The organism is Cyanobium sp. ATX-6F1, assembly GCF_047395825.1.
Lineage (GTDB): Bacteria > Cyanobacteriota > Cyanobacteriia > PCC-6307 > Cyanobiaceae > ATX-6F1.
The window spans coordinates 187,869-200,641 of record NZ_JBCEBF010000003.1 but is presented as its reverse complement, the minus strand read 5'-3'; the positions used below and the strand labels follow the sequence as shown (position 1 = coordinate 200,641).

The 12,773-nt window shown below is 65.8% G+C and carries 9 protein-coding genes and 6 pseudogenes; 8 read left to right on the top strand and 7 right to left on the bottom strand.

The genetic code is table 11. The features are described from left to right. The first annotated feature begins 37 nt into the window (after positions 1-37). From AAF143_RS12480 to AAF143_RS12465, 4 genes and pseudogenes are all read left to right on the top strand, one after another. The gene (locus AAF143_RS12480; protein WP_255007647.1) at positions 38-1,021 is read left to right on the top strand and encodes a pyruvate dehydrogenase complex E1 component subunit beta; all 984 of its coding nucleotides are present in this window, start codon (positions 38-40) and stop codon (positions 1,019-1,021) included. Position 1,022: 1 nt separating this feature from the next. Then, positions 1,023-2,532: pseudogene (gene secD, locus AAF143_RS12475) on the top strand (protein translocase subunit SecD). A 3-nt stretch (positions 2,533-2,535) separates the two neighbouring features. Continuing rightward, a complete protein-coding gene (gene secF, locus AAF143_RS12470) occupies positions 2,536-3,546 on the top strand; it encodes a protein translocase subunit SecF (protein WP_255007644.1) in 1,011 nt (336 codons plus the stop codon). Then, positions 3,543-3,731 (top strand): hypothetical protein, encoded by a 189-nt coding sequence (locus AAF143_RS12465; RefSeq protein ID WP_255007642.1) that lies wholly within the window; start codon positions 3,543-3,545, stop codon positions 3,729-3,731. The genes secF and AAF143_RS12465 overlap by 4 nt, the downstream gene beginning before the upstream one ends. Here AAF143_RS12465 and AAF143_RS12460 read toward each other — a convergent pair. The 4 genes and pseudogenes from AAF143_RS12460 to mnmH all read right to left on the bottom strand — a co-directional run bounded on the left by AAF143_RS12460 (position 3,722) and on the right by mnmH (position 7,306). Next, a pseudogene (locus tag AAF143_RS12460) lies at positions 3,722-4,740 on the bottom strand (AI-2E family transporter). The gene AAF143_RS12465 and the pseudogene AAF143_RS12460 sit on opposite strands and share 10 nt — an antisense overlap. Beyond that, a complete protein-coding gene (locus AAF143_RS12455) occupies positions 4,737-5,813 on the bottom strand; it encodes an AI-2E family transporter (protein WP_255007638.1) in 1,077 nt (358 codons plus the stop codon). The pseudogene AAF143_RS12460 and the gene AAF143_RS12455 overlap by 4 nt, the downstream one beginning before the upstream one ends. 6 nt (positions 5,814-5,819) lie before the next feature. Then, complete coding sequence (gene psb28, locus AAF143_RS12450) at positions 5,820-6,236, bottom strand: photosystem II reaction center protein Psb28 (RefSeq protein WP_255007636.1); 417 nt, start codon at positions 6,234-6,236, stop codon at positions 5,820-5,822. Positions 6,237-6,252: 16 nt separating this feature from the next. Next, positions 6,253-7,306, bottom strand: a pseudogene (gene mnmH, locus AAF143_RS12445) (tRNA 2-selenouridine(34) synthase MnmH). A gap of 135 nt (positions 7,307-7,441) precedes the next feature. On the opposite strand from mnmH, the gene AAF143_RS12440 reads away from it, so the two are divergent. Both AAF143_RS12440 and AAF143_RS12435 read left to right on the top strand, forming a co-directional pair. Beyond that, on the top strand, positions 7,442-8,116 hold the full coding sequence (locus AAF143_RS12440) for a GUN4 domain-containing protein (protein WP_414027115.1): 675 nt from the start codon (positions 7,442-7,444) through the stop codon (positions 8,114-8,116). A 25-nt stretch (positions 8,117-8,141) separates the two neighbouring features. Then, positions 8,142-8,593: pseudogene (locus AAF143_RS12435) on the top strand (ATP-binding protein). Here the strand turns inward: AAF143_RS12435 and AAF143_RS12430 are convergent. After that, positions 8,547-8,867 (bottom strand): DUF6439 family protein, encoded by a 321-nt coding sequence (locus AAF143_RS12430; RefSeq protein ID WP_255007629.1) that lies wholly within the window; start codon positions 8,865-8,867, stop codon positions 8,547-8,549. The pseudogene AAF143_RS12435 and the gene AAF143_RS12430 sit on opposite strands and share 47 nt — an antisense overlap. A 36-nt stretch (positions 8,868-8,903) precedes the next feature. On the opposite strand from AAF143_RS12430, the gene AAF143_RS12425 reads away from it, so the two are divergent. Next, entirely contained in the window at positions 8,904-9,176 is a 273-nt protein-coding gene (locus tag AAF143_RS12425; RefSeq protein WP_255007627.1) for a hypothetical protein, read from the top strand. Between the two features lie 27 nt (positions 9,177-9,203). On the opposite strand, the gene AAF143_RS12420 is transcribed toward AAF143_RS12425, so the two are convergent. Both AAF143_RS12420 and glnA read right to left on the bottom strand, forming a co-directional pair. Next, complete coding sequence (locus tag AAF143_RS12420) at positions 9,204-10,265, bottom strand: class I SAM-dependent methyltransferase (protein WP_255007625.1); 1,062 nt, start codon at positions 10,263-10,265, stop codon at positions 9,204-9,206. Positions 10,266-10,563: 298 nt separating this feature from the next. Continuing rightward, positions 10,564-11,905 (bottom strand): annotated as a pseudogene (glnA, locus tag AAF143_RS12415) (type I glutamate--ammonia ligase). Between the two features lie 313 nt (positions 11,906-12,218). Between glnA and AAF143_RS12410 the strand changes: the two are divergent. After that, positions 12,219-12,736 (top strand): annotated as a pseudogene (locus AAF143_RS12410) (allophycocyanin subunit beta). Positions 12,737-12,773: the final 37 nt, after the last annotated feature.

Below are 12,773 nucleotides of genomic sequence, written 5' to 3'. Positions count from 1 at the left end.
CAGAACAGCCCCGGCCCTGGCCGGACGATTCTTCACCGTGGCCGAGACCCTGCTCTTCAACGCCCTGCGGGACGCCATCGACGAGGAAATGGCCCGCGACCCCTACGTCTGCGTCTTCGGCGAAGACGTGGGCCAGTACGGCGGCTCCTACAAAGTCACGAAAGACCTCTATGAGAAGTACGGCGAACTGCGGGTGCTGGACACCCCGATCGCTGAGAACAGTTTCACCGGCATGGCCGTCGGTGCCGCAATGACCGGCCTGCGCCCGATCGTGGAGGGCATGAACATGGGTTTCCTGCTGCTGGCCTTCAACCAGATCTCCAACAACATGGGGATGCTGCGCTACACCAGCGGCGGCAACTACACCATTCCCACTGTGGTGCGCGGTCCCGGCGGCGTGGGCCGCCAACTCGGTGCCGAGCACAGCCAGCGCCTGGAGGCCTACTTCCACGCCGTGCCCGGCATCAAGATCGTGGCCGTCAGCACCCCCACCAACGCCAAGGGCCTGATGAAGGCGGCGATTCGCGACAACAACCCGGTGCTGTTCTTCGAGCATGTGCTGCTCTACAACCTCAGCGAGGAACTACCCGAGGGCGACTACGTCTGTGCCCTCGACCAGGCCGATCTGGTGCGGGAAGGCAAGGACGTGACGATCCTCACCTACTCGCGCATGCGTCACCACTGCCTGAAGGCCGTCGAGCAGCTGGAGGCCGAAGGCATCGATGTGGAGCTGATCGACCTGATCAGCCTCAAGCCCTTCGACATGGAGACGATCAGTAAGTCGATCCGCAAGACCCACAAGGTGATCGTCGTTGAGGAGTGCATGAAGACCGGTGGCATCGGCGCCGAGCTGATCGCCCTGATCACCGAGCACTGCTTCGACGACCTCGATGCCCGCCCGATTCGCCTCTCCAGCCAGGACATCCCCACCCCCTACAACGGCAACCTGGAAAACCTGACGATCATTCAGCCCCATCAGATCGTCGAGACCGCGCGCCAGCTCAAGGCAGGGCGGATCTGAGATGGCACGACAACAGGGATGGCTGGCCCTGATCCTGGCCCTGGCCATCAGCGCCGGAGCCCTGCTGGCCGCCTACCCGCTTCAACTCGGTCTTGATCTGCGGGGTGGCAGCCAGCTCACCCTCGAGGTGATGCCGGCCGGTGCGATCACCAAGGTCACCGCTGAGCAACGCGATGCCGTCAAGGAGGTGCTGGAGCGCCGGATCAATGGCCTCGGGGTGGCCGAATCCACCCTGCAGACCGTGGGCGACAACCAGCTGGTGCTGCAGCTCCCCGGCGAGCAGGACCCCAGCCGGGCTGCCAAGGTGCTCGGCACCACGGCCCTGCTCGAGTTTCGGGCCCAGAAACCCGGCACCGAGCAGGAGATGCAGGGGTTGCTGAAGCTCAAGCGGCAGGTCCAGGCGGTGCTGGCCCTGGTCAAGGGCCGCAGGAGCGAAACCAAATCTGATCCGAATGGTGCACCGGCCCCGCCGCCCACCACCCGGCTCTCGGCCGATGAACGGGCGAAGGCCCTCAGCGGACTGGGCTTGAAGCTTCCCGAGGGCAGCAGCGAAGCCGACCAGCTCGAAGCGCTGCTGACGGAGGTCAACCGGCGGATCATCGGCCTCTACGAGCCCCCTCTGCTCACCGGCAAGGATCTGGTCACCGCCGGCCGCCAGCAGCAGCAGACGGGTCAGGGCTGGGATGTGACCCTCTCCTTCAACCAGGAGGGGGGCGCAAGTTCGCTGAACTGACCAAATCGATCGCCGGCAAGGGCCGGCTGCTGGGGATCGTGCTCGACGGCCGCTCGATCAGCGAAGCCAGCGTCGGTCAGGAATTCGCCGTGGCGGGCATCAGCGGCGGCTCCGCCAGCATCACCGGCAACTTCACCGCCGAGGAGGCCCGGGATCTCGAGGTGCAGCTGCGGGGGGCTCCCTGCCGCTGCCCGTGAAGATCATCGAGGTGCGCACCGTGGGCCCGTCGCTGGGGGCCGAGAACATCCGCTCCAGCCTGCTGGCCGGCCTTTCGGGCCTGGCCCTGGTGGCGGTGTTCATGGTGGTGGTCTATCGCCTCCCAGGTGGCGTCGCCGTCATCGCCCTGAGCCTCTATGCCCTGTTCAACCTGGCGATCTACGCCCTGATTCCCGTCACCCTCTCGCTGCCCGGCATCGCCGGGTTCATCCTCAGCGTCGGCATGGCGGTGGATGCCAACGTGCTGATCTTCGAGCGGGTGAAGGAGGAACTGCGGGCGGGCAACACCTTGATCCGCTCGATCGACACGGGCTTCTCCCTGGCCTTTTCCTCGATCCTCGATGGCCACGTCACCACGCTGATCAGCTGCGTGGCCCTGTTCGCCCTCGGCACCGGCCTGGTCAAGGGCTTTGCCGTCACCCTCGGCATCGGCGTGTTGCTCAGCCTGTTCACCGCCCTCAGTTGCACGCGCACCCTGCTGCGGCTGCTGATGAGCTATCCGGCCCTGCGCCGCCTGCCCTACTTCATCCCCGCCCGTCAGCTCCCTGGAGGAGCGGCCTGATCCATGGTTCTTCCCACCTCGACCCGACTCCCCTCCACCCCGATCCACCCCCGCTTCCGCATCAACCGCCACCGGGTGTTGTGCTGGTGGATCTCCGGCCTGGCCTGCATGCTGAGCGTGGTCGGCATGGGGCTCTGCTGGATCAATCCATCGATTGGCGCACCCCTCAAGCCCGGCCTTGATTTCACCGGCGGTACCCAGATCCAGCTGGAGCGGCGCTGCGGTTCCGACTGCGGCAGTCTTCAGGCGAGCCAGCTGCGCTCCGCCCTCGAAGCGATCAAGTTGCCCGGCGGGGAGAAGGGAGACATCCCCAACCTGAGTGGGGCTTCGGTGCAGCTGCTCGACAAGGGGCAGACGGTCCTGCTGCGGCTCAGCGCCCTTTCGCCCGATCAGACCAACGCCGTGATCGAGGGGCTCAAGCCAAGTCTTGGACCCTTGTCCAGCAAGGGAACCCAGGTGGACACCATCGGCCCCACCCTTGGCTCGCAGCTGCTCGGCAGCAGCATCACCTCGCTGCTGGTGAGCTTTCTGTTCATCGCCCTCTACATCACCTTCCGCTACGACCGTATCTACGCCTTCCTGGCCATGCTCTGTCTGGCCCACGACGTCCTGATCACCTGCGGTCTGTTCGCCTGGCTGGGCCTGATCGGCGGCATTGAAGTTGACACGTTGTTCGCGGTGTCCCTGCTCACGGTGGCGGGTTATTCGGTCACCGACACGGTGGTGGTGTTCGATCGCATCAGAGAAAAACAGGCCGCCCTCGGGGATCTCCCCGTCACCGATCAGGTGGATGACGCCGTGGATGCCACCTTGACCCGTTCGCTCTACACCTCACTGACCACCTCTCTTCCCCTGTTGGGGCTGATCTTCTTCGGTGGCAGCACCCTGTTCTGGTTCGCCCTGGCCCTGGCGGTGGGCATCGGTGTGGGCAGCTGGTCCAGCATCGCTGTGGCACCAACCCTGTTGCCGCTGATCTGGTCAGCACCGAAGCCCAGGCCTGTGGCGGCCCCTTGAGTTTGAAAGGTTTCCGGCTCGTCCCCCTGCTGCTGTTGATCCTGGCCCTGGCGGATCTGCGCAGTGAAGCCGTGCTGCTGCTGCAGCACTTCACCTGGTCATCGATGTCCTTTGCCCTGTTCAGTCACCCCCTGGCGGTGGCCGTGCTGGTGGCGATGCCTTCGCTGTTGCGTCGCTACCGATAGGGCTTTGCGCCGGTCCAGGGATCCATGATTTCTTCCACCAGCACCTGCTGGGCCACCACCTGGAGCACCACCACAAGGGGCAGGGCGAGCAACACGCCGGGGAGTCCCAGCAGGGCCCCAAGGCACAACTGCGACATCAGGGCCACGGTGGGCAGCAGATTCACCGTGCGGCTCAGCAGGATCGGTGTGAGCAGGAAGGCCTCGCCGTTCTGGATCAGCAGGCGCAGCACCAACACCTGCAGCAGCTTGGCAGGGGAGATCAGCAGGGCCACGGCCAGGGGCAGCAAGGTGGCAAAGGTGGGTCCGATGGTGGGCACGAAGGTGAGCAAGCCGCAGACAAGGCCGCTCAACAACGCCAGGGGCACTCCCAGGGCCGCCAACCCGGCCCAGGTGAGCAGGAAGACGGTGATCGCTGAGATCGTCATGCCCGCCAACCAGCCCCCAGCGCCTGGCGGGCATCGTGGAGCAGATGCCCCATGCGCTCGCGGTAGAAGCTCGGGGTCACCGCGATCAGCATCCGCTGGTGACTGCGGGGATCGAGGGCCAGCAGCAGCGACAGCAGCGCCATTAGCAGCAATTGAATCGTGCTGTTGGCGGCTCCGCCGGCGAGGCCCAGCAGCTGGGCGCCGATGGGTTGGAGGCGATCGAAGGTGGAAAAGGAGTTGAGTTGACTCTCGATGCTCCTGAGTCCGGCGGACTTGCCCACCAGCTCGGAGAGTCGATTGAGCAGCTCCGGCACCAGGCTGGTGAATTCATTGATCTGTTGCAGCAGCTCCGGCAGCAGCAGGGTGGTGATCTGGTAGCCCACCACCACGATCACCGTGACCACGATCGCCAGGGCCGTTGGGCGGTTAAGGGGGAACAGGCGCCGCAGCAGGCTCAAGGGCACATCGAGGGCCACCGCCAGCACCACGGCCCCGAAGAACACCAGCAGCACCCAGCGCAGTTCCCAAAGCAGCAGGCCGACCACCACAACGGCCAGCAGCCCCAGCAACTTGCGCGAACTCATGGGCCCAGCCGTTGCCGCTTCCAGGGATCCAGCAGATCACGGATCACTGCTTCGCGCACGATCACCTGCAGACAGACCGCCATCGGCAGCGCCAGCAACAGGCCCAGGGGGCCGAACAGCACCGTGAACAGAAATTGGGCGCTGAGGGTGAGGCCCGGCAGCAGTTTCAGCTGGGCCTGCATCACCGACGGGGTGATCAAGTAGCTCTCCAGATGCTGCACCACCACGTAGAGCACCAGCACGGCCAGGGCTTTCCAGGGCGAATCCAGCACCGCCACAGCCATCGGGAACACCGTGCTCATGGTGGGCCCCACGTTGGGAATGATGTTGAGCAGCCCGGCCAGCAGGGCATTGGCCACCACCAACTTCACCCCGAGCAGCATCAGGCCGATTCCGGAGAGCAGGGCCACCAGGCAGGAGCTGATCAGCACCCCCACCATCCAACTGCTCAGGGCCGTGCCACAGAGCTCGAGCACCTGCCGGCCCCTGCGCCGGTAGAAGGAGGGCAGCAGCAGGATCGCCACCTCCCGGTAGGCCAGCGGCTGCACGGTGATCATCAAGCTGACGGCCACCACGAACAACAGCCTCACCAGACCGCTGCCGAGGTTGCCCGCCGCCAGACCCAGCAGCCTCAGAACTCCGGTGCCCAGGCCTGAGGCCAGGGCGGCGCCCCCATCACCATTGATGGGCAAGCTTTGTTGCAGCCAGCTCCAGCCGCCGTCGCTGCGGCCGTAGATCATCTGGCTGCCCTGGGCCAGCCAGCCCCGCAGCATCCCAAGCAGGGCCTGGCCCGCTGCGGGCAACTGGCCCAGAAGTTGCGTGAACTGGGCCATGAACGGTGGCAGGACCACCGTGGCCAGGACCAGCGCCAACACCAACAGCAGCAAGAGGCTCAGCGCCAGGGCCAGGGGTCGGCCGATCTGGAGCCGTCTCTGGATCGAACCCACCAACGTGCAGAACGCCATCGCCAGCACCAGGGCCGCGAACAGCAGGACCAGCACATCGCGCAGGCTCCAGAGGAGCGTCCCAGCGGCGATGGTGGCCGTCAGAGCCAGCCAGTCGGCGAACTTCAAACCAGTTCAGCCTTCGACTGGATCGGCATCGGCTTCAGGAACGAGATCGGAATCCGGGGTATCGGAAACCGTGGCATCGGCCGCCGGGGCGTTGGCGGCGTAGCCGAGGCCATGGGTGTCGGCGTAGCTCTCGGCAAAGCGCATGAATCGCTCGAAATCCGCCGTGGACTTCCAGGTGTAGGTGGCTTCGATGGCACTGGCCTTGCCGTTCACGAAACGTGCCTTCACATCTCGTGTCACCAGTTCCCCTTCGCCATCGATCAGGAACATGCCGGTGATGTCACCGATGGCATCAGGCTCCAGGGCCTGGGGCTCTTCGAACACGAACAGGGCCTGGCCGGTGCGGCCATCCCTTGAGCGGGTCAGACGGATGTCGGGCACGACCGGTTCATCGACACCACGGAAAAACTGAATGACAGCCATGGCCCGCGCCCACAAATCACGATCCTAGGCAGCGGTCCTCTACCAGTCCCTCCCGCAGCAGCCGTTCGGCGCAAGCGTCGGCATCGGCGCTGCCCAGATCCAGCCGCCGGGGTCCGCCAGCGGCCAGGCCCTCGGACCGGGACAGCTCACGGTCATAGCAACGGTCGTAATAGTCGAGCATCTGCAGGCAGGCGCCGGTCCAGTCCTGGACGCTCAGGGCCTCGAGGGCGGCGGCCGTGCGCTGGGGCCCCAGGCGCTTGGCGATCCGCAGGGTCGCCTGCTCCAGCCCCGCCTGCTCCTGCTGGCCGTAGTCGGCCACGAGCCGCTGCAGGCGGTTTTTCAGAGGGCGCTCGATCGCCAGCACCGGTGCCTGGCCCATCTGGCGCCAGAGGGCTCCCGGGATGCGGCAACGCCCCACCTGGGCGGATTCGGCCTCCAGCCAGATTTCGCTGGCGCCCCGTTGGCTGTGGAGCTCGGTGGCGAGAAGATTCTCGAAGTGCTCGCTGCTTGGTTGGGGCGGCCTGCCCAGACCACCGAAGCTGCTGCCCCGGTGCTGGGCCAGCCCCTCGAGATCCACCACCGCCACCCCACGCCCGGCCAGGGCGAGCAGCAGTTCGGTCTTGCCGCTGCCGGTGCGCCCCCGAGCACGCGCAGGGGCCAGCTCTGCTCGAAGCGCTCCAGCACCCAGCGCCGGAAGGCTTTGTAGCCCCCTCCAGGAGCACCACGGGGAGATCGAGGCTGCCGGCAAGCCACCCCACGCTGGCCGAGCGCATCCCCCCGCGCCAGCACAGGAGCCTCAAGGCGCCGGCATTGGCGCCAGCGCCCTGGGCCAGCAGCCCATCACCGAGCTGCGCCAATCTCGGGCCCACCAGACGCAGGCCCTGGCGCACGGCCTCCTGGCGACCAAGAGCTTTGTAGGTGGTCCCGACCTCAGCCCGCTCCGCATCGCTGAACAGCGGCAGGTTGATGGAGCCGATCAGATGTCCCTGCTCGAATTCCGCCGGACTGCGCACGTCAATCAAGGGTCCGGCTTGGTTGAGAAAGGCCTCCACAGGCAGGCGGTTGACCATCGGGAAGCAGCGCTTCGGACCCAGGCCTGGCCTGGGTTGGCCTGACATAGTGGGCCATGCTGGCGCACCGAGACGCCGGCCCGTCACCATGCTCTCCGGCCCCCCGTCTCCTCAGCCCTGAGCGCCGAGCAGCTCTTGGATCAGTTTTTGGCTGCTTCGCTGCGCCAGCGTCGCGGCCTGCTGAACCCGCTGATCAGCCGCCGTCAGGAGTGGCGTCCGATGCTGGTGGAGCGGTTGAAGCGCTGTGACCCCGATGGCGATGACTGGGGGCCTGGCGCCCTGATCCAGCTGTTGCTCGAAGATCGCGACGACCTCAGCGAGGCTTTTCTTTCGAGCCATCCAGGCGGTTGGCTGCGGGCCCCCAGCGGGCAGGGCATCGACCACGGGCCGCTGCAGCAAGAGCTCATGGAGCAGAACTTCGAGGCCGCCGACCGTCTCACCAGCGAGGTGCTGCGCCGTCTGGCCGGTTCCGAAGCGGTGCGACGCGGCTACGTGTACTACAGCGAGGTGGAGCCGATCAGCGGCACCGATCTGGTGAGCCTCGATCGTCTCTGGACCGTCTATTCACGGGCTCGCTTCGGATTTTCGGTGCAGGCCCGGCTGCTGCGCGCCCTGGATGGCCGCTGGGAGCGGCTCTGGCCCCGCCTCGGCTGGAAACAGGACGGCGTGTGGACCCGCTACCCCTCCGCTTTCACCTGGACGCTGGAGGCCCCCGAGGGCCACATGCCCTTGATCAATCAGTTACGTGGTGTGCGACTGATGGATGCCCTGCTGGCCCATCCCGCCCTGCGGGAGCGCGCCGAGGGTTAGGGTCAAAGAGGATCGATCAGGCGGAATGGCATTGCGCTGGGCCGACTTCATCACCCCGTCGACCCTGCGGTTGGCCCCCTAGTGGAGCTGCTGCTGGAGCCGATCACCATGACAGGCGAGCTGGAGCGCCTTCAGCTTGGGCTGCAGGAGGCCCTGGTCAACGCCGTTCGCCATGGCAACGGCTGCGATCCGGGCAAATGCCTGCGCATCCGCCGCATCGTCAGCCCGCGCTGGTACGTCTGGCAGATCCAGGACGAAGGTTGCGGGGTGCCGGCCGATGCCCGCTCGATCGGACTCCCAGAACGGATGGATGCGGCCGGCGGGCGCGGCTTCTTTCTGATTCAGCACTGTTTCGATGACGTGCGCTGGAGTCGGCGGGGCAACCGTCTGCAGGTGGCGGCCCGGCGTTCGCCGTCGATGGCCACCCGGCTCATCGACCGTGCTGCGGGCAGCCGGGATCCTTCCGTTCCCGTCTGAGCCAGCCCAGGGAATGCTCCGCCAGTTCGATGGCGTTGCGGCGTGCCTGCTCCCGGTTGTCGCCGCCGCCGCGCCCGGCGCTCAGTAACTGCACAAGGGCGGCGGCCAGTTGCTCGGCGCCCCGACGGTCCGCCTGGCTTTTGAGGGCATGCCAGTCCCGCTCCTGAATCGTCAACAGACGGTGGAGCTGAATCGCCGCCTCCGCGCTCCCCTCCGGCCAGCCGTGGCTGTTCACCACGGTCACGCCCATCGGCTGGTCGATCGATTCGGACACTGGACGATGGGGGCAGCCTCGGTCCATCCTGGCTCCATGGCCCGCCCTTCGCGCACCCCCTATCCCACTGGCCGCTGGTTGCATGCGCTCAGCGTGCTGCTGGGTCAGGTGAGCCGCGCCGATCGGCTCAGCACAGGCGAGAACGGCTCCAGCAGCAGGCGCCTGCGCCAGCGCCTGTCCACCGCCCAACGGTTGTTGGATCCCCTGCCAGCGGCCCTGCGCGCGAGTGATTGGAGCGAGAACGTGCTCTGGACGGCCCTGCGCTGGGGTGGCGGCGGGCTGTTGCTGGCCTTCTTCCTGCACCGCTGAGGGCCGTGGAGAAGAGCCCTATTGGCTTCAGGCGGCTGCCTTGCGGGCACTCCAGACCCTGGTCATGAAATGACTTTCGCCGGCCACCCCTTCGAAACCGCTGTCGCGCAGGTGCGCCTCGATGTCGTCGGCGATGTAGTCGCGGTAGTAGGGCTCGTGGAACATCCGCCGGAAGTTCTCCATCACGGGCATGAACTGGGGTGAATCGGCGATCTGCACAGAGTCGGCCAGCACCAGTACTCCGCCGGGCTCCAGCACCCTGAAGCACTCCTGGAGCACGTTCCGTCGCGCCTCCCTGGGGAGCTCATGGAAGAGGAACACACAGGTCACCGCCTGCATGGTTCCGTCGGCGAAGGGCATCGCCTCGGCATTGGCCTGCACCAGCTGGGGAAGTTCGCGGCTTTGCTGGCTCAGCCAGCGGTTCGCCTGGCGCAGGTAGGAGGCCGAGAGATCGAGGCCCACCAGCTGGGCCTCAGGCAGTGCCCCGCGGATCTGCCGCAAGGTGCGGCCGGTGCCGGTGGCCACGTCCAGAACCCGCAGCTGCCTGCTGGAGCGTTCGGCGAAGGTCCGCAGTCCGCGCACCAGGGGCTGAAGCACCCGCCGACGCATCGCATCGGCGCTGCCGTTGAACAGCAGCTCCACCTGCAGGTCGTAGAGGGCGGCGGAGTGATCGCTCAGGTAACCGTCGGTCTGGTGATGAAAGTTCTGCAGGTAGTAGCCCGGATAGTCCTCAGGACGCACATCGGCGGGCAGATCCCTCACCTTGCGCTGGCTGCGCCGGTTCCAGATCAGTGGCATGTCAAGCCACACCAGCGGGTAACGGGTGGCCCAGTCAAGCCAGGGGGCGTCGAACAGCAGGGAGGCCGGGTAGAGCCCCTGCTCCGCCTCTTCCCAGTCGAGCGCCAGGAGCCGCTCCATCGAAACGCGCAGGGATTGCAGTGCCTCGCTCGGAACCGGAACGGTCTGGGGCACGTTGGCCGGATCGAGCACTCCCATCAAACGAGTGCTCAGCTCCTTATGGGCCAATCCCATCAGGCTCTTGCCCTGCTGCAGGGTCTGGTAAGCCAGCTTGGTGACCAGATCCGGCATGGGAGTTCCCGCGTTGGCACCCATTTCAACCGATCGGGGCCACCGGCGTGGACCTGCAGCCCCTGGGGAGGGGCACCGGTTCGCGGTGAAGATTGACGACCGAGGCCAGAGATCAGTAGTAACAGCTACAAAATTGATCCAGACGGAACGGGTCCCCATGGGCAGCAGTGGTTGGCGGCCAGGCTTGATCCAGGCCGATACCGATGGGCCCGCCTTTGTGGTGGACAGGGAGCATCTGATCTGGGCAAGCCTGCATCAGCGTGACCGCCGCTAAAGCCATGGGGCGTCAGCTCAGCGCTCAGGCGTCGTAGTAGAGGCTGAACTCGTGGGGGTGGGGCCGCTGGCGCAGTTGCTGCACCTCCTCATACTTGAGGGCGATCCAGTTGCTGATGAAGTCCTCGCTGAACACTCCACCGGCCAACAGGTAGTCCTTGTCCGCATCAAGGGCTTCAAGGGCGCCGCCTAGGGAAGCGGGAACCGTGGAGATCCTGGCCAGCTCATCGGCGGAAAGCTCGAACAGATCCACATCGGTGCCAGGGCCGGGATCGATCTGATTCTTGATGCCATCGAGCCCCGCCAGAAGCATGGCGCTGAAGGCCAGATAGGGGTTCGCCAGGGCATCGCCGGAGCGGAATTCCAGGCGCTTGGCCCTTGGGCTGGGCCCGGTCAGCGGAATGCGGATGGCGGCGGAGCGGTTGCCCTGGGAATAGACCAGATTGACCGGCGCTTCAAAGCCCGGTACCAGCCGCTTGTAGCTGTTGGTGGTGGGGTTGGTGAAGGCCAGGAAGCTGGGGGCGTGCTTGAGCAGGCCGCCGATGTACCAGCGGGCGGTCTGGGAGAGGTTGGCATAGGTGCCCTCACCGAAGAACAACGGCTGACCTCCCTTCCAGAGGCTCTGGTGCACATGCATGCCGCTGCCGTTGTCGGCGAACACGGGCTTGGGCATGAACGTGGCGCTCTTGCCATATTTTCGCGCCACGTTTCGAACAACGTATTTGTAAATGAGAACGTTGTCCGCCGCGCTGAGCAGCTCGGCGAACCTGATCCCCAGCTCCTGTTGCCCTGCGGCGGCAACTTCGTGGTGGTGCTTCTCGATCGGCACGCCCAGCTGAGCGAGGGTGAGCAGCATCTCGCTGCGGATGTCCTGGAAGATGTCGTTGGGGGCGACGGGGAAGTAGCCCTCCTTGAAGTTGTTCTTGTAGGCCAGGTTCCCGCCCTCTTCCAGGCGCCCCCTGTTCCAGGGCGCCTCGATCGAATCGACGCTGTAGAAGCACCCCCTCGCTGGAGTTGAAACGGACGTCGTCGAATAGGAAAAACTCCGGTTCCGGGCCGAAGAAGGCGGTGTCGGCAAGGCCGCTGCTGCGCAGGTGCTCAAGCGCCTTCTGGGCCAGGGAACGGGGACAGCGTCCATAGGGCTGGCCACTGCGGGGTTCCTTGATCGAGCAGATCAGGCTGAGGGTCTTGTGGCGATAGAAGGGATCAATCCAGGCGGTGGCGGGATCAGGCACCATCGCCATGTCCGATTCGTTGATCGACTTCCAGCCGCGGATTGACGAGCCGTCGAAGGCCACGCCCTCGCTGAAGGACTCCGCCGCGATTAGATCGGCATGGACGGTGAGGTGCTGCCACTTGCCGTGCAGATCGGCGAACTTCAGATCGATCAGTTCGATCTCCTCCTCCTTGATCTGGCGGAGAACGTCCTGGGCTGACTGGGCCATGGAAGGGAGGAATCGCGCAAGGGTCGGCGTCCCGGTGGGGAAGCGGCCGGAACGTAGGCAGAGCCAGGGGCTCCCTTGGTGTCGGTTGCCACTGTTTCTTTCGCCATGGAGGGGGCCGGCGACCGTTTCCGGCTTGCGTAACCGTTTCTGTCAGATTCGCCAGATCGAGCCTGGTGACAGGGTTTTGCACGATTGCGGGTGCTAGTTTCCGGCCAGGTGCGTCGATCTGAGCGACATGCGTGATGCCATCACGGGCCTGATCGGCCGCTACGACCAGCTGGGGCGCTACTTCGATCGCGACGCCCTTGAGCGGGCCTCCAGTTACTTCGCAGAAGCGGAGCTACGCCTGGCCGCCGCCGAGCTGATCAACCGTGAGGCCGGTGAAATCGTGCGCGAGGCCAGCCAACGGCTGTTCGCCCAGGACCCTGAATTGCTGCTTCCCGGAGGCAACGCCTACACAACCCGCCGCTGGGCGGCCTGTCTGCGCGACCTCGACTACTTCCTGCGCTACGCCAGCTACGCCCTGGTGGCCGACGACCCCCAGATCCTCGATGAGCGCGTGCTCAACGGTCTCGATGACACTTACAAGAGTCTGGGGGTGCCCACCGGCCCGACCGTGCGCGGCCTGACCCTGCTGGGAGATGTGGTGATCGAACTGTTGGCGGAGGCCGGCTTCCCCCGTCGGCCCTGGTGCGGGTTCCCTTCGATCACATGGCCAAGGGTCTGGCGGCGACGAACGTCCGCGCCCGCTGAGGCGATCGCGTCGCTGATTAGGCTTCGACCCAACTTG